General features: G+C 73.6%; 23 protein-coding genes. 10 read left to right on the plus strand and 13 right to left on the minus strand.

All coding sequences use genetic code 11. The features are described from left to right. Positions 1-24: 24 nt before the first annotated feature. On the plus strand, positions 25-2,031 hold the full coding sequence (locus tag ACFCY1_RS03555; RefSeq protein WP_375873352.1) for a cholesterol oxidase substrate-binding domain-containing protein: 2,007 nt from the start codon (positions 25-27) through the stop codon (positions 2,029-2,031). A 31-nt stretch (positions 2,032-2,062) separates the two neighbouring features. Here the strand turns inward: ACFCY1_RS03555 and ACFCY1_RS03560 are convergent, their stop codons facing one another. Beyond that, entirely contained in the window at positions 2,063-2,704 is a 642-nt protein-coding gene (locus tag ACFCY1_RS03560) for a helix-turn-helix domain-containing protein (protein WP_375873353.1), read from the minus strand. 183 nt (positions 2,705-2,887) lie between these two features. Between ACFCY1_RS03560 and ACFCY1_RS03565 the strand changes: the two genes are divergently transcribed. Both ACFCY1_RS03565 and ACFCY1_RS03570 read left to right on the plus strand, forming a co-directional pair. Beyond that, on the plus strand, positions 2,888-3,652 hold the full coding sequence (locus ACFCY1_RS03565) for an AzlC family ABC transporter permease (protein WP_375873354.1): 765 nt from the start codon (positions 2,888-2,890) through the stop codon (positions 3,650-3,652). Next, positions 3,652-3,960: an AzlD domain-containing protein gene (locus ACFCY1_RS03570; RefSeq protein ID WP_369808302.1), complete on the plus strand. Its 309-nt coding sequence runs from the start codon at positions 3,652-3,654 to the stop codon at positions 3,958-3,960. The genes ACFCY1_RS03565 and ACFCY1_RS03570 overlap by 1 nt, the downstream gene beginning before the upstream one ends. A gap of 93 nt (positions 3,961-4,053) precedes the next feature. Here the strand turns inward: ACFCY1_RS03570 and ACFCY1_RS03575 are convergent, their stop codons facing one another. Continuing rightward, the gene (locus tag ACFCY1_RS03575) at positions 4,054-4,380 is read right to left on the minus strand and encodes a hypothetical protein (protein WP_375873355.1); all 327 of its coding nucleotides are present in this window, start codon (positions 4,378-4,380) and stop codon (positions 4,054-4,056) included. 70 nt (positions 4,381-4,450) lie between these two features. Further along, positions 4,451-4,990 carry a GNAT family N-acetyltransferase gene (locus tag ACFCY1_RS03580; protein ID WP_375873356.1) on the minus strand — a complete coding sequence of 180 codons (540 nt, stop codon included), beginning with the start codon at positions 4,988-4,990 and terminating at the stop codon, positions 4,451-4,453. A gap of 100 nt (positions 4,991-5,090) precedes the next feature. On the opposite strand from ACFCY1_RS03580, the gene ACFCY1_RS03585 reads away from it, so the two are divergent. From ACFCY1_RS03585 to ACFCY1_RS03605, 5 genes are all read left to right on the plus strand, one after another. Continuing rightward, entirely contained in the window at positions 5,091-6,278 is a 1,188-nt protein-coding gene (locus ACFCY1_RS03585) for an acyl-CoA dehydrogenase family protein (protein WP_375873357.1), read from the plus strand. 75 nt (positions 6,279-6,353) lie between these two features. After that, the gene (locus ACFCY1_RS03590; protein ID WP_375873358.1) at positions 6,354-6,731 is read left to right on the plus strand and encodes an ADP-ribosylation/crystallin J1; all 378 of its coding nucleotides are present in this window, start codon (positions 6,354-6,356) and stop codon (positions 6,729-6,731) included. A gap of 318 nt (positions 6,732-7,049) precedes the next feature. Beyond that, complete coding sequence (locus tag ACFCY1_RS03595) at positions 7,050-7,928, plus strand: alkaline phosphatase family protein (protein ID WP_375873359.1); 879 nt, start codon at positions 7,050-7,052, stop codon at positions 7,926-7,928. Between the two features lie 414 nt (positions 7,929-8,342). Continuing rightward, on the plus strand, positions 8,343-8,825 hold the full coding sequence (locus ACFCY1_RS03600) for a hypothetical protein (RefSeq protein WP_375873360.1): 483 nt from the start codon (positions 8,343-8,345) through the stop codon (positions 8,823-8,825). 285 nt (positions 8,826-9,110) lie between these two features. Beyond that, entirely contained in the window at positions 9,111-10,412 is a 1,302-nt protein-coding gene (locus tag ACFCY1_RS03605; protein ID WP_375873361.1) for a multidrug effflux MFS transporter, read from the plus strand. Between the two features lie 158 nt (positions 10,413-10,570). On the opposite strand, the gene ACFCY1_RS03610 is transcribed toward ACFCY1_RS03605, so the two are convergent. The 10 genes from ACFCY1_RS03610 to ACFCY1_RS03655 all read right to left on the minus strand — a co-directional run bounded on the left by ACFCY1_RS03610 (position 10,571) and on the right by ACFCY1_RS03655 (position 22,319). Beyond that, the gene (locus ACFCY1_RS03610; protein ID WP_375873362.1) at positions 10,571-12,628 is read right to left on the minus strand and encodes a glycosyl hydrolase family 18 protein; all 2,058 of its coding nucleotides are present in this window, start codon (positions 12,626-12,628) and stop codon (positions 10,571-10,573) included. A 637-nt stretch (positions 12,629-13,265) separates the two neighbouring features. Beyond that, positions 13,266-13,841 (minus strand): hypothetical protein, encoded by a 576-nt coding sequence (locus ACFCY1_RS03615; RefSeq protein WP_375873363.1) that lies wholly within the window; start codon positions 13,839-13,841, stop codon positions 13,266-13,268. 214 nt (positions 13,842-14,055) lie between these two features. After that, a complete protein-coding gene (locus ACFCY1_RS03620) occupies positions 14,056-14,994 on the minus strand; it encodes an ABC transporter substrate-binding protein (RefSeq protein WP_375873364.1) in 939 nt (312 codons plus the stop codon). A 48-nt stretch (positions 14,995-15,042) separates the two neighbouring features. Next, positions 15,043-15,720 carry an ABC transporter permease gene (locus ACFCY1_RS03625; protein WP_049657036.1) on the minus strand — a complete coding sequence of 226 codons (678 nt, stop codon included), beginning with the start codon at positions 15,718-15,720 and terminating at the stop codon, positions 15,043-15,045. Further along, positions 15,717-16,385 carry an ABC transporter permease gene (locus ACFCY1_RS03630; RefSeq protein WP_049657035.1) on the minus strand — a complete coding sequence of 223 codons (669 nt, stop codon included), beginning with the start codon at positions 16,383-16,385 and terminating at the stop codon, positions 15,717-15,719. Before ACFCY1_RS03630 ends, ACFCY1_RS03625 begins: the two co-directional genes overlap by 4 nt. Next, complete coding sequence (locus tag ACFCY1_RS03635; RefSeq protein ID WP_375873365.1) at positions 16,375-17,544, minus strand: ABC transporter ATP-binding protein; 1,170 nt, start codon at positions 17,542-17,544, stop codon at positions 16,375-16,377. The genes ACFCY1_RS03630 and ACFCY1_RS03635 overlap by 11 nt, the downstream gene beginning before the upstream one ends. A gap of 215 nt (positions 17,545-17,759) precedes the next feature. Beyond that, on the minus strand, positions 17,760-18,146 hold the full coding sequence (locus ACFCY1_RS03640) for a rhodanese-like domain-containing protein (protein WP_049657033.1): 387 nt from the start codon (positions 18,144-18,146) through the stop codon (positions 17,760-17,762). Continuing rightward, a complete protein-coding gene (locus ACFCY1_RS03645; RefSeq protein ID WP_375873366.1) occupies positions 18,140-18,730 on the minus strand; it encodes a cysteine dioxygenase family protein in 591 nt (196 codons plus the stop codon). Before ACFCY1_RS03645 ends, ACFCY1_RS03640 begins: the two co-directional genes overlap by 7 nt. Before the next feature lie 195 nt (positions 18,731-18,925). Next, positions 18,926-19,003 carry a putative leader peptide gene (locus ACFCY1_RS03650; RefSeq protein ID WP_107086570.1) on the minus strand — a complete coding sequence of 26 codons (78 nt, stop codon included), beginning with the start codon at positions 19,001-19,003 and terminating at the stop codon, positions 18,926-18,928. A 145-nt stretch (positions 19,004-19,148) separates the two neighbouring features. Continuing rightward, entirely contained in the window at positions 19,149-22,319 is a 3,171-nt protein-coding gene (locus ACFCY1_RS03655) for a hypothetical protein (RefSeq protein ID WP_375873367.1), read from the minus strand. Positions 22,320-22,749: 430 nt separating this feature from the next. Here ACFCY1_RS03655 and ACFCY1_RS03660 point away from each other — a divergent pair, with 430 nt between their 5' ends. Continuing rightward, positions 22,750-23,592, plus strand: a complete 843-nt coding sequence (locus ACFCY1_RS03660; protein ID WP_049649708.1) for a nitrilase-related carbon-nitrogen hydrolase — start codon at positions 22,750-22,752, stop codon at positions 23,590-23,592. An 11-nt stretch (positions 23,593-23,603) separates the two neighbouring features. Next, positions 23,604-25,052, plus strand: a complete 1,449-nt coding sequence (gene hydA / locus ACFCY1_RS03665; protein WP_375873368.1) for a dihydropyrimidinase — start codon at positions 23,604-23,606, stop codon at positions 25,050-25,052. The last annotated feature ends 166 nt before the right edge of the window (positions 25,053-25,218 follow it).

Genomic DNA, 25,218 nt, shown 5'->3' on the forward strand with positions numbered 1-25,218 from the left:
GCGACACCGGAGGGGATGACCCCCATGAATACCCGTATGAACGCCCAGGTGGACGCCGCTGCGGACGCCCCGACGGAGGCCTCCGCGGGCGCCCGGGCGCAGGCCCCGGCGAGAGCCTCGTCGACGGCCCCGGCGGGCCCCGTGGGCACGCGGAGGAGCACCACCGACGGCCTCACCCGCCGACAGCTGCTGGGCGCGTCGGCGGTGCTCGGCGGCGCGGCCTGGCTGCTGCGCGGCACCGTCGGCCCGGACAGCGCCGAGGCCGCCGGGCCCGTACCGCCCGGGCTGCCCGCCGGCACCGAGCTCTACCAGCGGGTCTTCCAGAACTGGTCCGGCGAGATCCGCACCGACCAGCTGTGGACCTGCGCGCCGCGCACCCCCGAGGAGGTCCCGGCCCTCGCCGACTGGGCGCACGCCAACGGCTGGCGGCTGCGCGCCTCCGGCTACCGGCACACCTGGGCGCCGCTCACCGTCGCCGCCGGGACCCCGGAGAGCGCCCGGGTCCTGCTCGTGGACACCAGCCGGTACCTCACCGCCATCAGCGCCGACTCGCCCGGCACCGTCCGGGTGCAGACCGGCGCCACCATGGAGGCCCTGCTAGCGCACCTGGCCCAGCGCGGCCTGGGCCTGACCGCCTGCCCGGCCCCTGGCGAGCTCACCGTCGGCGGCGTGCTCGCCATCGGCGGCCACGGCACCGCCACCACGGCGGTCGGGGAGGCGCGGCCGGAGGGGCACGGCTACGGCTCGGTCAGCAACCAGGTCGTCCGGCTCACCGCCGTCGTCCTCGACCCGGCCACCGGCCGCTACACGCTGCGCACCTTCGACCGCTCCGAGGCCGACAGCGCCGCCTTCCTGGTGCACCTGGGCCGCGCCTTCCTCACCGAGGTGGTGCTGCGGGCCGGCGCCGACCGCCCGTTGCGCTGCGTCAGCCGGCTCGACATCCCGGCGAGCGAGCTCTTCGCCCGCCCGGGCAGCGGCAGCGGCACCGGGACCGGCGGCGGGCTCGGCGGAGTGCTCGGGGGAGTGCTGGGCGGCGTCCTCGGCGGCGGGAGCGGCCCGCGCACGCTCGCCGAGTTCGTGGACCGCGACGGCCGGGTCGAGGCGATCTGGTTCGCCTACACCGAGTACCCCTGGCTCAAGACCTGGAGCGTCACCCCGAACAAGCCGCTCGGCTCCCTCTCCGTCGACCGCCCCTACAACTACCCCTTCTCGGACAGCATTCCGGAGCCGGTCGCCCGGCTCGCCGGGGAGATCGTCGCCGGCGCCTGGGCATCGGCCCCGCTGTTCGGCCAACTCCAGTACCTGGTCGCGAAGGTGGGGCTCACCGGCGACATCACGGACATCCTGCTCTCCGGCGACCTGCTGCGCCGGCTGCTCAGCGGCGAGGTGCTCACCCACCTGCTCGCCGGCGGACTGCACTCCGACCTCTGGGGCCCTTCCCGCGCCCTGCTCCAGTACGTCCGCCCGACCACCCTGCGGGTCACCGCCAACGGCTACGCGATCCTCACCAAGCGCGCCGACCTCCAGTGGGTGGTGAGCGAATTCGCCGCCTACTACCGGGAGTTGCTCGCCGCCTACCAGGCCCGGGGCGAGTTCCCGGTGAACGGCGCGGTGGAGATCCGGGTCACCGGCCTGGACGACCCGGCCGCCTCCGGCGTCCCCGGCGCCCGGCCCCCGCTGCTGTCCGCACTGCGCCCGCGCGCCGACCGTCCCGAGTGGGACACGGCGGTCTGGCTGGACGTCCTGGCCTTCCCCGGCACCCCCGGACTGGAGCGCTTCGCCCGGGAGTTGGAGCAGTGGCTGCTGCGCACCTTCGACGGCACCCGGGCGGGCCTGCGGGTCGAGTGGTCCAAGGGCTGGGCCTACACCGACGCCGCCGCCTGGTCCGACCCGGACATGATCGGCCGGGCCATCCCCGACAGCCTGCGGGCCGGTGGCGGGCCCGGCTGGGACGAGGCGGTCGCCGTCCTGGACCGCCACGACCCGCACCGGGTGTTCGGAAATCCCTTCCTGGACGGGCTGTTGAAGTAGTCCGTGCCCGTCAGGGGATGCTGACTGATCGTCAGATGTGTTCCATGACGATCACCGCGAGGGTGTCCGGGGCCAGGGCGCGGAACACGTGCGGAGCGTCGCCCGGGTAGCTCACGTAGTCGCCCGGGCCCAGTTCCACCGGCGCCTCCGTCGGCCCGACCAGCGCCCGCCCGGCACCGATCAGCACGTGCTCGACGGTGCCGGGCATGTGCGGGTCGGAGGCCCTGGTCTCGCCCGGCTGCGCCTCGATCCGGTAGATGTCGCGCCGGGCGTTGGGCGGGCAGGAGGAGAGCACGGTGGCGGCGTAGTCGGCGCGCTCGGAGTGGGTCACCGGGCCCTCGCCGACCCGGATCACCTTGACCACCGGGCGAGGCGGGTCGACCAGCCGGCTGAACGGCACGTTCAGCGCGACCCCGAGTGCCCAGAGCGTCTCCACGCTGGGGTTGCCCGCGCCCGACTCCAGCTGGGACAGGGTGGACTTGGCGATGCCCGCACGCCGGGCCAGCTCGGCCATCGACAGGCCGCTGCGCTCGCGCTCGCGCCGGATCGAGGCGGCGATCTGGCCGATCAGCTCGGTGCCGTTCCCGTTGCCGCTGCCGCCGGTGCTGCCGCCGCCGGGGCGGTTGCCGGTGCTGCCGTCGGGGCCCGTGGTCGGGGTGGTCTGGTCACTCATGCTCGCCACTCACGCTTCCTCCTGGCCCCTTCCACGTCCACGGCTCCCGGTGCGGCCGATGCCGCCGTTCATGCTGCCACGGTCGGTCGCGCCGACCGTACCGACCGCGTCGGCCATCGTTCGCCGGATCGGTCCGCCTGTTCGCCTTGACGAACGAGGCTGGAGCGGTTCACTCTAATGAACATGCGTTCGCTACTCCGAACACTGGAGCGCGCCACCCTCCGGGACGTCGCTCTGGTCTGCCTGGCCGATGCCCTCGTCGGCGCCTCCTTCGGCGCGATCAGCGTCTCCGGCGGTCTGCCGCTCTGGGTGCCGGTCGCCCTCTCCGTCCTGGTGTTCGCGGGCGGCTCCCAGTTCGCGGCGGTCGGCGTGGTGCTCTCCGGCGGCGGCGCCCTCGCCGCGGTCGCCACCGGGCTGGTGCTCAACGCCCGGCTGCTGCCCTTCGGCTTCACCGTGGCCGATGTGCTCGACGGCCCCTGGTGGCGGCGCCTGCTGGGCGCGCAGCTGCTCACCGACGAGACCGCCGCCTTCGCCCTGCAGCAGAACGAGCCGCGCCGGCGCCGCGCCGTGTACTGGCTCTGCGGGATCGCGCTGTTCGTCGTCTGGAACGTCTCGGTGCTGCTCGGCGCGCTCGCGGGCGGGCTGATCGGCGACACCGACGCGCTCGGCCTGGACGCCGCCTTCCCGGCGGTGCTGCTCGCCCTCGTCCTGCCCTCGCTCGTGGACCGCCGCATCCGTACGGCGGCGCTGGTGGGAGCGGTGGTCGCGGTCGCCGCCACGCCGTTCGTCCCGGCCGGGCTGCCGGTGCTGCTGGCCCTCGTCGGGCTGCTGTTCGCCGGACGGCCGGCGGCGGGGGAGGCGGCCCGGAGTGCCGCGGACGAGCAGAACGTGGAGAACGCGGTGGGCGGGGAGAGTGCCGTGAAGAGCGAGAAGGAGACGGTTCGATGATGCCGCTGTACGCCGTTCTGCTGCTCGCGGCCGGAACGTACGCCTACCGGCTCGCCGGGCCGCTGCTCGCCGGCCGGCTTGCCCTCTCGGAGCGACTGCGGCACCTGCTGGCCGTCGCGGCGACGGTGCTGCTCGTGGCCCTGGTCGCGACCGGCGCGCTGACCCAGGGGCACGGCTTCGCGGGGTGGGCCCGCCCGGCGGGCGTGCTGGCCGCAGGGGTGCTCGCGCTGCGCCGGGCACCGTTCCCGGTGGTGGTGGTCGCCGGTGCGGCGACGACGGCGGTGCTGCGGCTCTGCGGGGTGGGGTGACGGCTGACAGCTGACAGAGTTTGAAATCTGTTATCTGTTATCTGTCGGCTGTCATCTGTTCGCTGTCACCCGCCCTCCGTCACCCGCCCTCCGTCACCCGCCCTCCGCGTCCCCCTCGGCCAGGCGCTCCGCCTGGACGTCCGGCCGCTCGCTGTCCCACAGCAGCTCCCACACCTTGAACACGCAGTGGTAGTCGCGCATGCTCCCCTGCGAGACCAGCAGGTAGGTGTCCCCGTCGCGGAGCAGCGTCCGCCGTCGGCTGTTGAACGGGTGCTGCGGGGTGTAGGAGGGGACGAGTCGCTTCAGTTCCTCGACGGCCTCCTCGCGGCTGCCCTCGACCTCGGCGAGCACCTTGCTGCCCCAGGTCCGGTCGTGCCCGGTGCCCACCGTCTCCTCCACGACCAGCGCCCAACGTGCCATGCCCTGCTCCCGTTCCGTCGTGTTCCCTCGGCCCGCCCGGCCCGCTTCGCCCGCTCGGGCCGTCGACCCGTCAGCGCGTCGGCGACTTGAAGAAGATGGTGGTCGGCCGGAGCACGCCCGCCGGATCGGCCGCGTAGTCCGGCACCGAGCCGACCCGGGTCCAGCCCGCCCCCTCGTAGAGCCGTTCCGCCGGGCTCCCGGTCTCGGTGTCCAGCACCAGCAGCCGGATGCCCAGCTCCACCGCCCGTTCCTCCAGGGCCGCCAGCAGCCGTCCCGCCAGCCGGTGCCCGCGATCGGCGGGGTGCACCATCAGCTTGGCCACCTCGCCCCGGTGGCGGCCGTTCGCGGTGGTGGCGGGCCGCAGCTGCACCGTGCCGGCCAGCCGTCCGTCGGCCCGGTTCCGGGCGGTCCACAGCACCAGCCGGCCGGCCGCGAGGTCCGGGCCGAGCGCCCGCCACCACGTCCTGGCCTCGTCGGGCGCCAGCGGGGCGAGGAACCCGATCGAGGCGCCGCCGTGCACGGTCTCCACCAGGAGCCCGGCGAACTCCTCCGCCGAGTCGTCCAGCTCCTGGGCCGTCACCTCGCCGATCACGTACGCACCGTCGGACATGTCGCCATCCTCACTCGTTCGCGCCCGCCCACCGCTCGGCCGGGTGCGCGATACTCGCCGGTATTCCGCTGGTATTCCGCCGAGAGTACAAGGAGCTTCGATGACGAAGCCGACCCGGATCGACCCGTCCGACCTGCTCGCCGTCGGCGACCTGCTCTCGGACGAGGAGCGGCTGATCCGCGACACCGTCCGCCGGTTCACCGAGGAGCACATCCGCCCGCACATCGGCGACTGGTTCGAGCGCGGGGTCTTCCCGGTCCGCGAGCTGGCCCCCGAGCTCGGCGCCCTGGGCGTGCTCGGCATGCACCTCGACGGCTACGGCTGCGCGGGCGCCGACGCGGTGGCGTACGGGGTGGCCTGCATGGAGCTGGAGGCGGCCGACTCCGGGCTGCGCAGCTTCGTCTCCGTCCAGGGCTCGCTCGCCATGCGTTCGATCCATGCCTTCGGCTCGGAGGAGCAGAAGCAGCGCTGGCTGCCCGGCATGGCCGCCGGTGAACTGATCGGCTGCTTCGGCCTCACCGAGCCGGACTTCGGCTCCGACCCCGCCAACATGCGGACCCGGGCGGTGCGCAAGGGCGGTGAGGGCGGCGACTGGGTGCTGTCCGGCAGCAAGATGTGGATCACCAACGGCAGCATCGCCGACGTCGCCGTGGTCTGGGCGCAGACCGAGGAGGGCGTGCGCGGCTTCCTGGTCGAGCGCGGCAGCCGCGGCCTGACCGCCACCGACGTGCACGGCAAGCTCTCGCTGCGGGCCTCCGTCACCAGCGAGCTGGCCTTCGACGAGGTGGTGCTGCCCGCCGACGCCGTGCTGCCCGGGGTGGTCGGCCTGCGCGGCCCGCTCTCCTCCCTCAACGAGGCCCGCTACGGCATCCTCTGGGGCACCGTCGGAGCCGCCCGCGACTGCTACACCGCCGCCCTGGACTACGCCAAGAGCCGGATCCAGTTCGACCGCCCGATCGCGGGCTTCCAGCTGACCCAGCAGAAGCTGGTCGAGATGATGCTGGAGGTCGAGAAGGCCTACCTGGTCGCCCTGCGGATCGGCCGGCTCAAGGAGCAGGGCGCGGCCCGCCCGCCGCACATCAGCTTCGGCAAGCTCAACAACGTCCGCACCGCGCTGGAGATCGCCCGCAGCGCCCGGACCGTCCTCGGCGCCAACGGCATCACCACCGAGTACCCGGTGCTGCGGCACGCCAACAACCTGGAGTCGGTGCTCACCTACGAGGGCACCAGTGAGATCCACACCCTGGTCCTCGGCGAGGCCATCACCGGCGAGTCCGCCTACCGCTGACGGGCCGCCGCCCGCCCTTCCCGGCCCGGGAAAACCGGTGGCCGGGCCCGTCGCGGCCCGGCTACCGTCCCTGCCATGACCAGCCAGTACGTCCCGCCGCGGCCCCCGACCACCACCCTCTGGCGCCCCACCGGCCCGGAGGAGCTGGCCCTGGTCGAGGCCGCCGACCGGCGCGCCTGGCCGCCCCGCCTGCCCGAGCAGCCGATCTTCTACCCCGTCCTCAACGAGGACTACGCGATCCGGATCGCCCGGGACTGGAACGTGCCCGCCTCCGGCGTCGGCTACGTCACCCGCTTCGAGGTCGACACCGCCTTCCTCGCCCGCTACCCCGTCCAGCGGGCGGGCGGCCGGACGATCCTCGAACTCTGGGTGCCCGCCGAGGAGTTGGCCGAGTTCAACCGGCACATCGTCGGCCGCATCGAGGTGGTCCACGAGTTCCGCCCGCAGTCGTGACCCGCCCCGCCGCCGGCAGCCCCGACCTGCCCCGCCGTCCGTAGCGCCGATCTGTCGCCTCCCCGCCTGCCGCCCAGTCGCCCGGAGCCCGCCGCCCGGAGCCCGCGGCGTCGGCACGGTCGGCGGGGCGGCCCGTTCCGTACGGTCCCCGTCGGCCGCGGACCGCCCCGGCGGCTTCCCGGCGCTCTTCCGACACCTCGTGGACACCCGGCGTTCGGTGAGGTGACGCCGACCGGTACGGCGGTCGGTGGAGCATGGCGCGGTCGGCGGCGCCCTCGGCGGGCGCGGCCGGGTGCGCACGACCGAAAGGAACGTCCCATGTCCGCTGCCCAGTGGCCCCGCCCCCGCGTTCTCGTCGTCGGGATCGACGGTGTCCGCCACGACTACCTGGCGCAGGTGCAGATGCCGCGCCTGGAGGAGGTCGCCGAGGCCGGGTTCCTGGTGCCGGTCACCGTCGCGGACGGCACGCCCACCATGTCCGGGCCGTGCTGGACCACCATCGTGACCGGGGTCGAGCCCGCCAAGCACGGGGTCTGGGGCAACCACCTGGGCGGCAACCGGCTCGACGTGTTCCCCGACTTCGCCACCCGCCTCGCCCGGGGCGACCGGCGCCGCACCTTCGTCGCGGCCGGCTGGGACCCGCTGATGATCAACGAGTCCGGCGGCCCGCTGTTCCGCGCCCCCGGCCGGCTCTCCTACGTGGCCCCCGCCGAGGACACCCCCGAGGCCTGGGAGGCGGTGGACGAGGAGGTCGTCCGGGAGGCCGTCCACGTCCTCGGCGCCGCCGACCCCGAGGCCTCCTTCGTCTACCTCGGCGCCGTCGACGAGACCGCCCACTTCCTGGGCTGCGGCGACGAGTACCGCGCGTCCATGCGCACCGCCGACGAGCGCCTCGGCCGCCTCCTCGACGCGGTCCGCGGCCGGGCGACCTACGCCGAGGAGCAGTGGACGGTCATCGTCGTCACCGACCACGGGCACGTGGACGCCGGCGGCCACGGCGGCCGTACGGTCGAGGAGCGGACGGCCTGGGTCGCCTGCGCCGGGCACGGCATCCCGGCCGGCCCGCCCACCGGCGAGATCCGCCACCCGGACGTCGCCGCGCAGGTGTACGCCTCCCTGCTGCGCCCGATCGACCCGCACTGGACCCTCGACGGCCGCCCGTTCCCGCTGGCCAGGCCGGTACCGGCGGCGGTCTGAGCGACGGGCGGTCCGCGATCCGGGGGTACCGGTGCCCCCGGGTGCAGCAGGCCGGGCTGCGGCGGCGCCGGGCTTGAGCGAGGCTCGACCGGGGCTCGGGCCGCGCTCGACCCGGGCGTGCCGGCCTGGGCGCCGGAGCGGCACGCGTCCGAGACCGCGGGGCCCCGGACCTGCGGGCCTCAGGGTCCCTGCCGAAGGACATACGCCTGAAGGTGGAGAAGGTACCCCGTGGGTTGGAGACAAGATCGCGACCTGGTGGTGACGATCCGACGGGTCGGGACGGGCCACGATGGTTGCACCGGACGGTGGAGCACGCCGACCGGGCCGGCGACGCGGACCTGAGCGGCCGCCGGCGGCGGAGACGAGCGGTCGGCGACGGCCGCACCGGTCACGACACGGAGAGGACAGCCGGGCATGAAGGGCATCGTGAGCAAGGTCGCGCTGGGAGTCGCTGGTACCGGCATGGCCGTCGCCGTGGCGGCCGTGGCAATCGGCCCGCGGGTGTCCGACTGGTACGACGAGCACCACCAGCAGCAGGGCTCGTACGAGACCGGCACCCAGGCCAAGGCCGACCGCCGGTCGGTGCCGACCTGGCTGCCCGACAACGCCTCCGGGGTGAAGTACCTGATGTCCACCAGGGGCGACGACCGCCTGCTGCGCGCCACCCTCCCGGAGGAGCGGCTGCCCGTCGGCTGCACCGCCGGGCAGCCGGGCAAGAGCGCGCACCCGGTGCCGGAGTCGCTCAAGGCCGGCTGGTTCCCCGAGGGCGTCGCGACCAAGGTCATCGGCACCTGCGGGTACTACAACGTGGCGCTGACCGGCAACCAGCTCTACGCGTGGCAGGACGGCGCGGCGGTTCAGGCGGCGCTGCGCGCCGAGCACGTCGCCAAGCGCTGAGTCCGGCGGGCACCCGAGTACTCCTGACCATTCCCGGGAATCCCTGAACACCCCTGAACACCTCTGAGCACTCCTGGTCGCCGCGACCGGGGAACGGAACGGCCCGCCGGGCACCGGAAGGTGCGGGCGGGCCGTCGCCGTGTGCGGGCCGGAAACGGGCGGCGGACGATCCGCCCGGCGCACCCCCGCAGCCGGACAGCACGTACCCCCGCTGTCGGAACCGGACCGTGCTGCGGTAGGACGGAGCGCGAACGAACCCCACGTCGCCCGTCCGTAAGGAGAACCATGCCCGGCCCGACCGTCGGCCCCACCGACGACACGTCGACCGCTGCCGCCACCACCGCCGCCCCCGCATCCGTCGCCGCACCCGCCACCGGCCAGACCCGTCCCGGCTGGGCCGTGATCGCCGCCCTCGGCGGCCTCACCGCGCTCGGCCCGCTCACCACCGACCTCTACCTGCCGGGCCTGCCCGCGATCGCCGACGACCTGGTTGCCCAGCCGGCCGCCGTCCAGCTCACCCTGACCTTCTCGATGTTCGGGGTCGCCGTCGGGCAGCTGCTCTTCGGGCCGCTCAGCGACCGCTACGGGCGCCGGGTGCCGCTGCTCGCCGGGCTCGTCCTCTACACCCTGTCCAGCGTGGTGTGCGTGTTCGCGCCGAACCTGGCCGTGCTGATCGCCGCCCGCTTCGTCCAGGGCGCGGCCGGCTCCGCCGGGCTGGTGATCGGACGCGCCGTCTCCCGGGACCGCTTCCAAGGCGTCGCGCTGCTGCGCTTCCTCGCCTCGATCGCCCTGATATCCGGGCTGGCGCCGATCCTCGCGCCGATCATCGGCGCGCAGCTGATGCGGTTCACCTCGTGGCGCGGCACCTTCGGTGTGCTGACGGCGCTCGGGCTGCTGCTCACCCTGGTCTCGTTCGGGGTGCTGCGCGAGACGCTGCCGCCGGAGACCCGGGACCGCGGCGGGGTGGGCGCGACCCTGCGGACGATGGGACGGCTGCTGGGCAACCTGCCGTTCCTCGGGCTGGCGCTGACCAGCTCCCTCGCCTTCGGGGCGCTGTTCGGCTACATCAGCGGGTCGTCGACGGTGCTCCAGCACGTGTACCAGGTCTCGCCGCAGACCTACAGTCTGCTGTTCGGGCTGAACTCGTTCGCGATCGTGGTGATGACCCAGGTGAACGGGCGCGTACTGGCGCCGCGCTTCACTCAGCGGGTGCTGATGCTGGGCAGCCTCGCGGCGGCGGTCGCCGCCGGGGTGGCGCTGGTGCTGCTGACCACGGTGTGGGACTTCGGGCTGGCCGGGTTCTGCCCGCCGCTGTTCGTGATGATGGGCAGCCTGGGCGTGCTGCTGCCGAACACCGCCGCCCAGGCGCTCGGCCTGGTCGAGCCGCAGGTGGCGGGTACCGCGTCGGCGCTGCTCGGGACGGGCAACTTCCTGTGCGCCGCGGTGGTCGCGCCGCTGAGCAGCCTCGGCGGTCAGCCGTCGGCGGTGCTGCTGGCGCTGGTGGTCCTGGTCTGCGGGGTGCTCGCGACGGTGGTCTACCTGGCGCTGTGCCGACCGGAGCGGATGCGGGCGGCGGCGGGCGGCTGACAGGAGACGGGCGGCAGGCCGCGGCCAGACGACTGACGGCGGACGGATGACAGCGAACGGGTAACAACGAACAGAAGACGGATGACAGCTGACAGATGTTGAAATCTGTCAGCTGTCATCCGTTATCCGTTACTCGTCATTCGCCACCCGGGGCGGTCTCAGGCGATGGAGAAGTCATCCCCGTACACGTTGCCCTGGCCGTACCAGCCGTGCAGGTACACGGAGACGGTGCCGTTGGCGCCGGTGGTGAAGGGGACGGACACCTTGGTCCAGCCGGAGGAGTTGGCCCACGCGCTGGCGGTGGCGCCGCCGTTGACGCCGATGTAGGCGTAGTTGCCCTGCACCCAACCGCTCAGGGTGTAGCTGGTGTTGGGCTTCAGCGTGACGGTCTGCGCGCACTCGCCGGTCTGGGCGGCGGTGGCCGCGGCCTGGAGGGCCTTGGTGCCGGAGTGGACCGGGGTGGAGACCACGGCGCCGCCGCTCTGGCAGGTCCACGGGGCCAGGCTGCCGCTCTCCAGGTCGCCGTTGACCAGGCCAGTGGTCGGCGTGGTCCCGGTGACGGTCAGCGTGTAGGACGCGATGTGGTTGCCGGAGGCCCCGGTGGCGCTGATGCCCAGCGGGTAGGTGCCCGGAGTCACGGCCGAGGTGGTGGAGATGTTCAGCGTGGCGCTGTTGCCGGCGGTGACGCTGCCGGGGGTGATGGTGGCGGTGATGCCGGGGACGGGCTGGCTGACGACCGCGAGGTTGAGGTTCTGCGCCGAGCCGGCGGTGACCGCCGTCGAGATGGTCGCCGAGACGGACGAACCAGCAGCGACCGTACCGGAGTTCGGGTTCACGGCGACCGAGAAGTCATTGCCGGGCTGAGTGCCGGTGACGGTCAGGGTGAAGGTGCTGGTGTGGCTTCCGGAGGCCGCCGAGCCGGTGACCGTGATCGGGTAACTCCCGGGCGTCACCGAGGAGGTGGTGCTGATGTTCAGCGTGGCGCTGTTGCCGGCGGTGACGCTGCCCGGGGTGACGGTGGCGGTGACGCCGGCCGGGGCGCCGCTGACCGTGAGGTTGACGCTCTGCGCGGAGCCCGCCGTCACGGCCGTCGCGATGGTGGCCGAGGTGGACGAACCGGCCGCGACCGTGGCGGAGTTCGGGCTGGCCGACACCGAGAAGTCGTTGCTCACCGTCGAGCCGCTGGTGAACGGCGCGAAGACGTGGGTGAAGTCCCAGGTGTTCTGGGCGATCCCGGAGCAGTTGTCGTTGCCGGCCGTGCCCGGGCAGCCGCCGTTGTCGCGCTGGAGGGCCCAGAAGGACAGCGTGTTGATGCCCTTGGAGACCGCCCAGTTGTACACGGTGGTGGCGTTGGCCAGGGTGAAGGTCTCGGCCGGACCGAAGTCGTCGACACCGATCATCTCGGTGATCCCGATCGAACCCCACAGCTGGGCGGGGGTCTTGGACGGGTAGAGCTTGGCGAGCTGGTTGTAGAGGCCCTGCGCGGAGGTCTGGGTGTCGGCCGCCATGTCGTGGGCGGCGTTGTCGTAGTAGTCGAAGGTCATCATGTTGACGACATCGATCCGCGCGTTGTTGCTGACCGCGTTCTTCAGCACCGCGAGACCGCTGCTGGCCAGCCCGGAGGTGGTGGTGGGCAGCGTGTAGGAGAACTGGATGTTCCGCCCGTTGGCGGCGGCCCAGTCCTGCACGAGCTTGATGGCCTTGTTGCGGCGGTCGATCCCGGCGGTGTTGGTCAGCGAGTTGTCCTCGATGTCGAGGTCGATCCGGCTGACGTCGTAGGTGGTGATCACGTTCTGGAAGGCGGCCGCGATCTGGTTGACGTCGGTGCAGCTGTCGGCGATCTCGGTGCCGGTGTTGTCGGCGGTGTAGCCGCCGAAGGACGGGATCACGTCCCCGCCGTTGGCGCGGATGGTCGCGATGTCCGCGCCGAACGTGGAGGAGGACACCGGCTTGGAGGTGTCGCCGTTCCAGTACGGCGTGCAGGAGCCCTTGGTGGCGGCCTGGAGGAACGCCATGGTCAGGTGCTTGGCACCGGACTGCGCGGCCAGCTGGGCCGGGCTCTGGCCGGTCCAGGACTCGAAGTAGGGGGCGAAGACCCGGCTGGGGAGCGGGGTGGCGGCCTGGGCGGAGCTCGTCCCGGCGGCGACCAGGCCGGCCGAGGCGGCCAGCGTGGCGCAGGCCGTCAACACGGCCTGGACTGTTCGGCGGAGGCGCATGGATTCTCCAACAGACTTGGTGGGGCAGGACGTTGGGGAGGTGCGGTCGGTCCGGGTGGGGCGGCCGTGTGGGGTCGGCGGCGGCCCCGGGACCGGGTCGGAACCGGGAGTACGGGGAAGTGCGGGGGCGTGCGGGCGTGCGAAGGCCCACCGACTCGCGTGGACGCGGGCGGCGTGCGGAAGCGCGCGCCGTACGGAGCGGGGGTGGAGCGGAGCATGGCAGGGCATGGCAGTGCCTCAGCCGCCGGTGGTCACACCCCCACAGTGCATCCCGGTCGGATCGACATGCTTATGTTTGGACTAGACCACTGGTCTGTCAAGAGTCCTAACAGTTCGTCAGCACACGGCCCGCGCGACGGAAGGGGGGCGGACCGGCGTCGGGACGGGTGGGCCGCCGGTGGGGCCCGCTGGGAGGACGGTGTCGGATGCTCCGGGTGGCGGCGAGGGGCGGCGGTGAGGGGCGCCGGAAACGAGAAGACCGTGGCCGCGCACCCGGAAAGGGGCGCGGCCACGGCAGCCCGGCGCTCAGGACACCGGGCGGATCATGGTGCTGCGGACCAGCGGACCAGCGGACCAGCGGACCAGCGGACCAGCGGACCAGCGGACCAGCGGACCAGTGGACCAGCGGATCGGCAGGTCAGCGGGACGGCGGGCAGAGCGTGGCGAGCAGCGCGTCGTTGATCTTCGTGGCGGTGTCCGGCCCGAAGCCCTGCGGGTGGTCGGCGGAGGTGAAGCGCTGGTTGGCCAGGTCCGCCAGCTTCTGCTTGTCCTTGGGGAACTGGTACATCGACTGGCACTGGTTGCGCGCCCGGTCCACGGCCTGGTCCGGCTTGCCGCCGACGATCGCCGGGTCGATCGCGTCCAGCGCGGAGACCAGCTTGGCCGTCACGTCGGTGCCCGGCTTGGCGGGCAGTCCGGCGTCGGCGGGCGGCGCGGGCTTGGACGGTGCGGGGGCTCCCGAGGCGCCGGCGTCGGGGGCGGGCGCGCCGGTGCCGCCGTCGGCCGTGGGGGCGGCCGAGTCGGACCCGGGGGCCGCGGGCGTCGTCGCCGCGGGCGTGGCGGCGTCGGAGGGCGCGGCGCCCGAGGCGGCGGGGGCGGTGGGGGAGCCGGCCGCGGAGGTGGCCTTGCCCGAGTCCGATCCGGAGCTGGAGCAGGCAGCGAGGCTCACCGCGGCGAGTGCCGTGAGGGTGGCGGCGAGGAGACGAGTGCGCATGGCGCCCAGACTGTCATGTTCGCGCCGCAGAAGGGAAGGTCCCTTCAGTGGTCGGAAAGCACCTGGAACGCACCCGTGAGCGCACCTGTGAGCGCACACGCGAGCGCACCCGGAAAGCCCCGGGACGGTGCCTCCGGAACGGCCGACGGCGGCCCGGAGGAGCTTCCTCCGGGCCGCCGCGTTCACGCTCCACGGCCGCCGGGCCGAATCGCCGTCAGCCGAGGCCGTTGGACTTCAGCCAGTCCTTGGCGACCGCCGACGGGTCCTCCTTGTCCACCGACACGCGCTTCATCAGCGCCACCAGCCCGGCCGTGTCGAGCTTGGCCGACACCGCGTTGAGCGCCGCCGTCGCGGTCGCGTCCACGCCCGCCTTGTTGACCAGCGGGGTGACGTTCTGGGCGCCGAAGATGTTCTTCGGGTCGGCCAGCGGGACCAGCTTGTACTGGACGATCTTCGGGTCGGTGGTGAACACGTTGCCGACCTGGATGCTGCCGTCCTTGAGTGCGTTCGCGGTGGCGTCGCCGGTGGGCTTCCACTCCTTGAAGGTCAGCCCGTAGACGTCCTTGAGCTGCTGCTCGCGGCGGCTCTTGAACTCCGGCGGCCCGCCGATGGTGTACTCGCCGGCCTTGGCGGCGAGGTCGGCGATGCTCTTGAGGTTGTCCTTGTCGGCCGTCTCCTGGGTGACGCTGAGGGAGTCCTTGTCCTCGGCCGGGGAGGACTCGAGGATGTCCAGCGTGGCGGGCAGCGTCTTGGCGAGCTCCGCGTTCACGTCCTGGGTGGTGACGGCGGTGGACTTGGCGTCCAGGTAGGCGAGCAGCGAGCCGTTGTACTCCGGCAGGACGGTGAGGTTGCCGCTCTGCAACTGCCCGTAGAGCACCTCGCGGCTGCCGATGTTGAACTTCTCCTGGACCTTCACGCCCTTGGCCTTGAGCGCCTGCGAGTAGATCGACCCGAGCAGGACGTTCTCCGGGAAGTTGGCCGAGCCGACCACCACGGTCGAGCCGGACCCGCCCGCGCTGCCCGTGGCGGCCGAGGCGCTCGAACCCCCGTCGAGCGGGTTGCCGCCGGAGGAACCGCAGGCGGTGGCGCCGAGGGTGAGCGCGGCGAGGGTGCCGAGGGCGGCGACGCGGCGGCTTCGGTTGATTGTCGACATGGTGACAGATGTCCTTCCGGAACGGGAGGGGAGGGGAGGGGAACGGAGTCAGCGGGGCCGCTGCTGGGCGCGCACCCCGGGCGGGAGCGCGAACCGGGCGAGCAGGGCGAAGAACAGCTGGGCGACGACCGCGAGCAGGACCACCAGCAGCGCGCCACCCACGGTCACGGCGTACTTGCGGGTCGCCAGCCCGTCGATGACGTAGCGGCCGAGGCCGCCCAGCCCGACGTAGGCGGCCACCGTGGCGGTCGCGATCACCTGCACGGTCGCGGTGCGGAAGCCCGCCAGCAGGGTCGGGGCGGCCGAGGGCAGGCAGACCTGCCACAGCACCTGGGGGTGGGTCAGCCCGATGCCGCGCGCCGCGTCCCGGACGTCCGGGTCGGTGCCGCGCACCCCCTCGACGGCGGCCACCAGCAGCGGCGGCGCGGCGAGCGCGACCAGCGGGACCAGTACGGCGGTGTCGCCGACCCCGGCGAGCAGCACCGCCAGCGTCACCAGGCCGAGGGTGGGCAGGGCGCGGGCGGCGCCCGCGAGCGCGGTCACCACGGTGACGCCGCGCCCGGTGTAACCGATCAGCAGCCCGAGCGGGACGGCGAGCAGCGCCGCGAACAGCAGGGCCGCGCCGGAGAGCAGCAGGTGCTCGGAGACCCGGTGCACGATCGAGTCCGGCCCGCTGAGGTGGTCCGGGTCGGTGAAGAAGTCGCTCAGCCAGTTCAGCCAGTTCACGAGCCCGCCCCCTTCTCCCGGACGGCCCAGGGCGCGAGCAGCCGCCGGGCGGCCACCAGCACCAGGTCGACGGCCAGCGCGAGGACGGCGATCAGCACGATGCCGGCCAGGATCGGCGTCGGGAAGGTGCGCTGGAAGCCGTCGACGAACAGGTAGCCGAGCCCGCCGCGACCGACCAGCGCGCCGACGCTGGCCAGCGAGATGCTGGACACCGCCGCGACCCGCAGTCCGGCGATCAGGTACGGCACGGCGGCGGGCAGCTCGACCGAGGTCAGCCGGTGCCACGGTCCGTACCCCATCGCGGTGGCGGCCTGCCGGACGGAGTCCGGGACGGCGCGCAGGCCGTCCACGGTGGTCGGCAGCAGCACGGCGAGGGCGTAGAAGGTGAGCGGGATCATCACCGTCGCCTGGGTGGCGAGGCCGGTGTACGGGATCAGCACCACGAACACGGCCAGCGAGGGCAGCGCGTAGACGATGTTGAACACGGCGGAGAGCGGCTGGTACAGCCGGGGGTAGCGGGCGCAGGCCAGGCCGAGCGGAACGGCCAGCAGCAGGCCGATGAGCACGGGGACGAGGGCGATCACGGCGTGGTCGGCGAGCAGGTGGCCCAGGTAGCCGAGGTGGTCGCCGATCCAGTACCAGCGGACGATCGGTTCATCGTCCACCGTCGGCTCCGTCCGTGCTGCCCGTGCCGCCCGTTCCGTCCGGGTCGGATGCCCCGCCCGGGTGGCCGCCGGCGGCCGGGGGCTTGTCGGTGCGGACGGGCGCATCAGCGGCCGGCGAACCGGAGGCGTCGGGCCGCAGTGCGGCGAGGACGGCCTCGCGGCTTGCGGTGCCGGTGACCCGGCCCTCGGCGTCCAGCGCGACCGCGACCCCGGCGGGGGAGAGGACGGCGGCGTCCAGCGCCGTGCGCAGGGTGTCGGCGTCCGGGCGGAAGGCGGCCGCCGGGTGCAGCTCGGCGGTGACGGCGTCGCGGTCGATCCAGCCGATCGGGCGGCGCCCGTCGTCCAGGGCCAACTCCCAGCCGCCGTACCGGAGTCCGTCGCCCACCGGGCGGAGCCGGACGCCGCTCGCGGGGCGCAGGGCGAGGCCGCGCAGGCCCCGGTCGCGCCCGAGGAAGGCGGCCACGCCCTCGTCGGCGGGGGTGGTGAGCAGGGTGTGCGGGTCGGCCAGTTGGGCGATCCGGCCGTGTTCGCGCAGCACCACCACCTGGTCGCCGAGCCGGACGGCCTCCTCGATGTCGTGGGTGACGAACAGCACCGTCTTGTGCAGCTCGGACTGGAGCCGCAGCAGCTCCTCCTGGAGCCCGGCCCGCACCACCGGGTCGACCGCGCTGAACGGCTCGTCCATCAGCAGCACCGGCGGGTCGGCGGCCAGCGCGCGCGCCACGCCGACCCGCTGCTGCTGGCCGCCGGACAGCTGGAACGGGTACCGCTTGGCGGTCTCGGGCGCGAGCCCGACCAGTTCGAGCAGTTCGGCGGCGCGGGCGCGGGCCTTCTTCCGGTCCCAGCCGAGCAGGTAGGGGACGGTGGCGATGTTGTCGATCACCTTGCGGTGCGGGAAGAGCCCGGCCTGCTGGATCACGTACCCGATGCCGCGGCGCAGCTTGGCGGGTTCCAGCTCCGCGACGTCCGTGTCGTCCAGCAGGACCCGGCCCGAAGTGGGCTCGACCATCCGGTTGACCATGCGCAGCAGGGTGGTCTTCCCGCAGCCGGACGGTCCGACCAGGACGGTTATCCGACCGGTCGGGACCTCCAGGTCCAGTCCCTCGACGGCGATGGTGCCGTCGGGGTGGCGCATTCCCGCGCCCTCGAATCTGATCACGTGGAGTTTCCTCGTCAGGGCGCCCCGGAAAGGCGGCGCCTGGGTCGTTCGGTCGTTCGGTCAGGGTCGTTCGGTGGCGGCGGTTTCAAGCGCCCGGGCGTACTTCCGCCCGCGTGGTTGCCCGGCTTTGGACCAGCGGAAACTCTGATCACACTATGACCTGCATCATCTCCTGTCCCTGATTTACCGCCCCGGCACGCGGTGCGACCGCAGGCTCAGCCGCCCTGACGGGTCGGCAGGCCGGCGGCCGCCCAGCCGACGAAACCGCCGTCCAGGTCGGTCGCCCGGTGCAGTCCCAGCTCGCGCAGGGAGGCCGCGGCCAGGCTGGAGGCGTAGCCCTCGGAGCAGACCACGACCACCTCGACGTCGTAGCCCGAGGCCTCGGGAATCCGGTGACTGCCCGTCGGATCGAGCCGCCACTCCAGCACGTTGCGCTCGATGATCAGCGAGCCGGGGATCTCCCCCTCGGCCGCCCGCTGCGCCGCCGGACGGATGTCCACCAGCAGCGCGCCGTCCAGCTGGGCCTGGTACGCCTCGCGGGCGCGCGGTCGGTGGACGCCCTCCCGGGCCCGCTCCACCAGGTCGTCGATCGTGGTCACCACTGTTCAGGTCCTTCCTCGGAGGTGCGGACGAGCCCGCCGGCCCGCAGGTCGTAGTGCGCCATCGAACTCAGCGGCGGCGAGTAGGCGTGCAGGGTGACGGCGGGGCCGACGGCGGTGTTGCGCACGTCGTGCACGTACTCGGGGCCGAAGGCGCGGGCGGTGCCGGCCGGGATCCGGCGGATCAGCAGGCCCTGCTCGGGCCCGCCGAGGGACAGCTCCTCCAACTCGCCGAGGGCGACGGCGAAGGCGCCGCGCGAGCCGCCGTGGTCGTGGAAGCCGGTGGACTGGCCGGGCAGCCAGCTGATCAGCCACACCTCGTGGTCGTCGTCCGCGGCCAGCCGCCGGTACCAGCGCTCCTCGGTGGAGAGGCGGACGTGGTGGATCCACTCCTCGGGCCGCTCGGCCAGTTCGCGGACGATGGTCCGCAGGGTGCTGGGGGTGAGCGGCGCGGGGGTGCCCCCGGCGGGCGGCGTCGGTGGTGGCTCGGGGGCGCTCGTGGGGCTTGCGGCGTCGGGGCGGGTGTTGTCGGGGTTTACGGTCGGCTGGGTTTCGGGGCTGATGCTCGGGCTCGGGCTCAGAGTCATGAGGGCGTCCTCGGGTGCGGCGGGAACGTCGGTGGGAAGCGCCCGGTGTCCGGCGGTGGTGGAGGGCGCGGGCCGACGGGGCGGCCCGGCACGCAAGGGTGCGCCGGGGCTGGGCGGGGTCAGGACTACGGGTGCGGGTGCGCGGCGCGGGCCCTGGCAGACGTCACAGAGCGGGACCGGCGGGGGAGAACAAGGTCAACAGGCACAGATGGAACTCGCCTGGCGTCGCAGATCGACGTGCAGGCGGCATACCAGAGTGGCGCCGGAGTCCATGCGCCGGATCTTTCCCGAGCGAAGCGGAGGAAGTCAAGCCGAGCCGACCGTCCGCCGCCGTCCGTTCCCGGCGACCGGCGGACCGGTCGGCTACCCGTCGCCCGCTCGCCGAGCGCCCTTCGAGCATCCGTCGGTCGCCTCCCGGCTACTCCTCGGCCGGGCGGCGCGGTGGCGGGGGAGCCGTGGCGGACGGTGCCGGGTCGGTGTCGCGCGTCGGCTGTGCGGGCACCGACCCGGAGGGGCCCGGGGCCGGTCCGGCCGGTGCCTGCTCGGCCCGCGCCTGGTCGGCCCTCGCCTGCTCGGCCCGCGCCTGGTCAGTCAGTGCCTGCTCGATCAGCGGCGCGGCCTGTTCTCCCAGATGGCGGCCGAGCGTCTGGTAGGCGTCGAACTGCTGGTGGTCGAACCACTGGTCGCTGGTGCGGTCGTTCGGGAAGGCCCGGTTCGCCATGGCGTAGGCGTGCAGCTCGTACGGCATCCCGGGGGTCAGTACCGCCTGGAGGAGGATCAGCCGGCCGTGCCGGACGGCCCCGGGCCCCTCGTCCAGATCCGGGTAGCGGATGTCCCCGGTGACCACCGCCCGGGCCGAGAGCCGGGCGGAGAGCTGTTCCGCGAGCCCGCGCAGCGGTGGCCGGCGGCCCGCGCGGCCCTGCACGCCGTCGTCCGCGCGGCCGTCCGAGCGGCCGTCCGCGTCGTCACCCTCGGCGGGCCGGTCGGCGGCGGTGCCCGGGATCAGCAGCTCGGGCTCGTGCAGGGTGATGGCGACGCCCAGCTCCTCGCGGGCCAGGGTGATCGCGGCGGCCAGGTTGGTGGCGTACCCCGCGTCGCCGCTGGCGTCGATGCAGACCACCGTCCGCACCCGGTGCCGCAGCAGGTCGACCAGCCCGAGGTTCTCGTAGTGGCCGCCGTCGGTGGTGAGCAGGAAGCGGTCGTCGGCCGGGAACCGCCCGATCAGCTCCCGCAGTTGGTACGGGAGGCGGCGGACGGCGGGCTGCGCGGGGCGGCGCCAGTCCGGCGGACCGGACCAGTCGGGGCCGAGCACCGCCGGGTTGGGCAGCCACGTCCCGAGGCGGGCGTTGGTCACCGCGAACAGCCGCTGGTAGACGCGGGATTCCCGCCCCATCGCGGAGGAGAAGGCCGCGCCGGAGACGGCCATCGCCGACTGCACGGTGAGGTCCCGGGCGATGTGCGCACTGGTGCGCCGCTCCAGCAGGTCGGTGCGCGCGTACCCGATGTCCGGGCCGCCCACGTAGTCGTAGGAGAGCGAGAAGGAGGCCGCCGGACGGCCCGGTGGCGTACGGGAGTTGCCCGACAGGTTGGCCGCCGCCGAGAAGATCACCTGAGGGAAGTCGGGGTGCCGGGCGCCGTAGTGGCTCAGCCACGTCTGCTCCCGGAAGAAGTGGTACGGGCGGGCCACCGACCGGCCGCCCTCGGTGGCCCGCCGGACCGCGAACGCCGAGGCCAGCCGCAACCGGTAGAACGGGTGCAGGCTCACCCAGGTCTGGTCGAGGTTCAGCCCGACCGCGCCGAGCACCAGGGGCAGCAGCACCTGGACGGCCGTCGGCCAGGCGTAGCCGGTGGCGACCGCCCAGCCGAGGGCCAGCAGCGCACCCGCCGTCAGCGCCAGGAGGGCGGAGCAGACCACGAGGGTCTGCGGGAGGCTGGCGCCGCTGACACGGCGCCGGCCCGCCGCGCCCGGCGTGGTGGCACCCCGACCGGGCGTCCGGCGGTCGCGCCAGAGTATGCCGAGCAGCAGCGCCAGGTAGCTGAGCGCCACGGTCAGGCCGAGCCCCGCGCCGGTGAGCTGCGGCCCCGCCGCCAGCGCCTGCTGGAGCCGCACCGCGCCCCAGGCCAGGCCCGGTACCACCAGCACCCCGACGGCCAGCAGGGCGGCCAGGGCGAGCAGGCCGAGATTGGCCCTGCGCAGCGCCCGTGGCAGCAGCGCCTGCCAGCCGAGCGAGGGGAAGGCCAGCAGCCAGAGCAGCCAGCACCCGGTGGCCGAGGCCAGCAGGAGGCCGAAGGCGGCGAGCGCCGGTGTCCGGAGCTCCAACGGCCCCGGTACGGCGCCGGCGTGGCGCAGCCCGGCCGCCGCCAGGCGGCTCAGGTCGGTGAGCGGCACGGCCCGGTAGAAGCGGCTGAGCCCGAGGCCGAGCGTCAGGACGGCGGCCAGCAGCAGGGTGAGGGCGGACAGCACCCCGCGCAGCAGCGTCCCGAGGGCGACCAGCCATTCGCCCGCGCCGTCGGCGATGTACTTGCCGTGCCGGCGGAGGTGGTCCTCCTCGGGGGACCCGGGCTCCATCACGGTGTCGGCCGTCAGGCCCGAGACGGCGCGCACCGGGCTGCCGGGCGCGGAGTCGCTGAGCGCGAGCTGGAGCGCGCCGACGGTGTAGCCGCCGCCCGAGACGGAGACCAGGTAGCGGGCCCGTTTCAGCCACGGCCGCAGCGACTGGAGCGCGCCGAGGGTGACGCAGGCGGAGCGGATGCCGCCGCCGGAGGCGCAGAAGCCGAGTTCGGCGGGTTCGCGGCCGGGCGGCACCCGGGCGGCGTCGCGCCAGTGGGCGTGCCGGACGGGCGTGTCCGGGGCCTCCGGCGCTTCGGCGGCGGGCGTCGAGGAGCCGCGCCGGGCGGCGATCGGCCAGGGCGGGATCAGCGCCGGACGGTCGGGGGAGTCGGTGCCGCGGGCCTTCGCGCCCGCTCGCGCCGGCCGGAGCCCGCGTACCGCGCGGGTGGCGGTCACCAGCAGGATGCCCGCCGCGAGCACCCCGGCGGGCAGGAGCAGCAGCCACTTGACGGTGGCGAGCGTGGTGGCGACGGCGAAGGGGGTGTCGGAACCGCCCGCACCCGGGTGGAGGCCGTCCAGCCCGGCGCGCAGCAGCGCGTCCTCGCCCAGGTCGCAGCAGGCCGCGAGCAGCCCGGCGCCGCCGACCGCGACGGCCGACAGCCGCCGGCGGGCCGGCCCGAGCACGTACCCGCCGAGCAGCGCGGCGGCGAGCAACGTCAGCCCGTAGCTGCCGATCAGCCAGCCGTCGGCGCGCAGCGCGGCCAGGTGGTCGGCGGCGCGGCCGCCGACCACGGCCTCGGCGGCCGCACGGGAACCGGCGAGCTGGAGGGCGACGTCCCGTACGTGCGGCGCCTGGTGGCGGAACAGCAGCCCGCCGAGGACGACCGGCAGCAGGGCGCCGAGGGCGAGCAGCAGTCCGGCCCAGGCGGGCAGGGCGGGCGGCCGCGCCGCCGGGCCTCCGCCCGCCGCGCCACCTGCCGTACCCGTCGCCTCCGCCGCTTCCTTCGCCGCCGCCGTCTCCGTTGCGGAATCCGACACCACCATCGTCACCCCCCGCTTGGCCGCCCCGATCCCCCGTGACCGGGACGCTGAACTCGTAGGAAACCACCGATGACTGACGATCCGTAGTGATCCACCGCGATGTCCACGCGGGTCTTACCCCACCATCGCCGATTGCGCACCCGGGGTGTCCGGTTTCACTCGAACGAGTAAGAAGGCGACGCGTGGGGTAGATCAGCTTTTCATCCCACCCGGGACCATCCGCGTGTCCGCGCAACAAGATCACCCCAGACGCGTTTCCGCCGACGTATTGTCAGGCCACCGAGGCCGGGCCTACCGTCTACAGATCGCTTTCTACGCACGTAGACCCTGCGGTTTCCCGAGCGGACCCGCAGGCGAGACCCGCCCCGTCAACCCTCAGACCGCGGGCCCGACCGCACGGCCGGGCCGCGGAGTTGCGGAGGTAACCATGTCGCAGATCGTCCGGGCCGCGCTCGTCCAGACCCGCTGGACGGGTGACCAGGAGAGCATGATCGCGCTCCACGAGCGGTACGCCCGCGAGGCCGCCGCCCAGGGAGCGAAGATCATCGGCTTCCAGGAGGTCTTCAACTCCCCGTACTTCTGTCAGGTCCAGGAAGCCGAGCACTACCGCTGGGCCGAGGCCGTCCCCGACGGCCCGACCGTGCGCCGGATGCGGGACCTCGCCCGCGAGCTCGGGCTGGTGATGGTCGTCCCGGTCTACGAGGAGGAACAGGCCGGCGTCTACTACAACACCGCCGCCGTCATCGACGCCGACGGCAGCTACCTCGGCAAGTACCGCAAGCACCACATCCCGCAGGTCAAGGGCTTCTGGGAGAAGTACTACTTCAAGCCCGGCAACCTCGGCTGGCCCGTGTTCGACACCGCCGTCGGCAAGGTCGGCGTGTACATCTGCTACGACCGCCACTTCCCCGAGGGCTGGCGCGCCCTGGGCCTGGCCGGTGCGCAGATCGTCTACAACCCCTCCGCCACCAGCCGCGGCCTGTCCGCCTACCTCTGGCAGCTCGAACAGCCCGCCGCCGCCGTCGCCAACGAGTACTTCGTCGCCGCGATCAACCGCGTCGGCACCGAGGAGTACGGCGACAACGACTTCTACGGCACCTCCTACTTCGTCGACCCGCGCGGGCAGTTCGTCGGCGACGTCGCCTCCGACAAGGAGGAGGAACTCGTCGTCCGCGACCTCGACCTCGGCCTGATCGAACAGGTCCGCCAGCAGTGGGCGTTCTACCGGGACCGCCGGCCCGACGCCTACGGACCGCTCGCCGAGGCCTGAGGAGCAGCGCGATGACCACCAACGACGTGAGGGCCACCCGCGACCCGCACCAGCGCACCGTCGTCCGCGGCGGCCTCGTCATCACCGCCACCGAGGAACTCCACGCCGACGTCCTGATCGAGGGCGAGCGCGTCGCCGCCCTGGCCACCACCGGCAGCTCCGCCGCCGAGGCCTGGACCGCCGACACCGTCATCGACGCCACCGGCCACTACGTCATCCCGGGCGGCGTCGACGCCCACACCCACATGGAGCTGCCGTTCGGCGGCACCGCGGCCTCCGACACCTTCGAGACCGGCACCCGCGCCGCGGCCTGGGGCGGTACCACCACCATCGTGGACTTCGCCGTCCAGTCGGTCGGCGGCTCGCTGCGCGAGGGCCTGGACACCTGGCACGCCAAGGCCGAGGGCAACTGCGCGATCGACTACGCCTTCCACACCATCGTCTCCGACGTCAACGACGCCGTGCTCAAGGAGATGGACACCCTCGTGGACTCCGGCGAGTCCACCTCCTTCAAGCTCTTCATGGCCTACCCCGGCGTCTTCTACAGCGACGACGGCCGCATCCTGCGGGCCATGCAGCGCGGCGCCGCCAACGGCGGGCTGATCATGATGCACGCGGAGAACGGCATCGCCATCGACGTCCTGGTCGAACAGGCGCTCGCCGCCGGGAGGACCGCCCCCCGCTACCACGGCGAGGTCCGGCGCGAACTGCTGGAGGCCGAGGCCACCCACCGGGCGATCAAGCTCGCCCAGGTGGCCGGCAGCCCGCTCTACGTGGTGCACGTCTCCGCCGCCGCCGCGCTCGCCGAACTCGTCGGGGCCCGGGACGCCGGCCTCAACGTCTTCGGCGAGACCTGCCCGCAGTACCTCTTCCTCTCCACCGACAACCTCGCCGAGGAGGGCGCCGACGGCTTCGAGGGCGCCAAGTACGTGTGCAGCACGCCGCTCAGACCGCGCGAGCACCAGAAGGCGCTCTGGCGCGGGCTGCGCACCAACGACCTCCAGGTGGTCTCCACCGACCACTGCCCGTTCTGCTTCGTCGGCCAGAAGGAGCTGGGCCGGGGCGACTTCTCGAAGATCCCCAACGGCCTGCCGGGCGTCGAGAACCGGATGGACCTGCTCCACCAGGCCGTGGTGGACGGGCACATCAGCCGGCGCCGCTGGGTCGAGATCGCCTGCACCACCCCGGCCCGGATGTTCGGCCTGCACCCGCGCAAGGGCACCATCGCCCCGGGCGCCGACGCCGACCTGGTGGTCTACGACCCCACCGCGGTGCAGACCGTCTCCGCCGCGACCCACCACATGAACGTGGACTACTCGGCCTACGAGGGCCGTCGACTCACCGGCCGGGTGCGGACGGTGATGTCGCGCGGCACCGTCGTGCTGGACGACGGCGACTGGCGCGGCCGGGCCGGCCACGGCACCTTCCTGCGCCGGGACACCTGCCAGTACCTGGTCTGATCCCTCTCCCGATTCCCGCCCCTCCCGTTCCTCCCGTTCCTCGACGTCCACCCGCCGCCGCCCGGTCTGCCGGCCGTCCGGTCGCCCGCCCGCCTGGCTGCCGGCCCGGCCCTTCGACCGGGGCGACCGATCCGGTCGACGGCCGGGTGGCGGCGGTCAAAACCCT

It is taken from the genome of Kitasatospora sp. NPDC056273 (assembly GCF_042268845.1).
In the GTDB taxonomy this organism is placed as follows: Bacteria; Actinomycetota; Actinomycetes; order Streptomycetales; family Streptomycetaceae; genus Kitasatospora.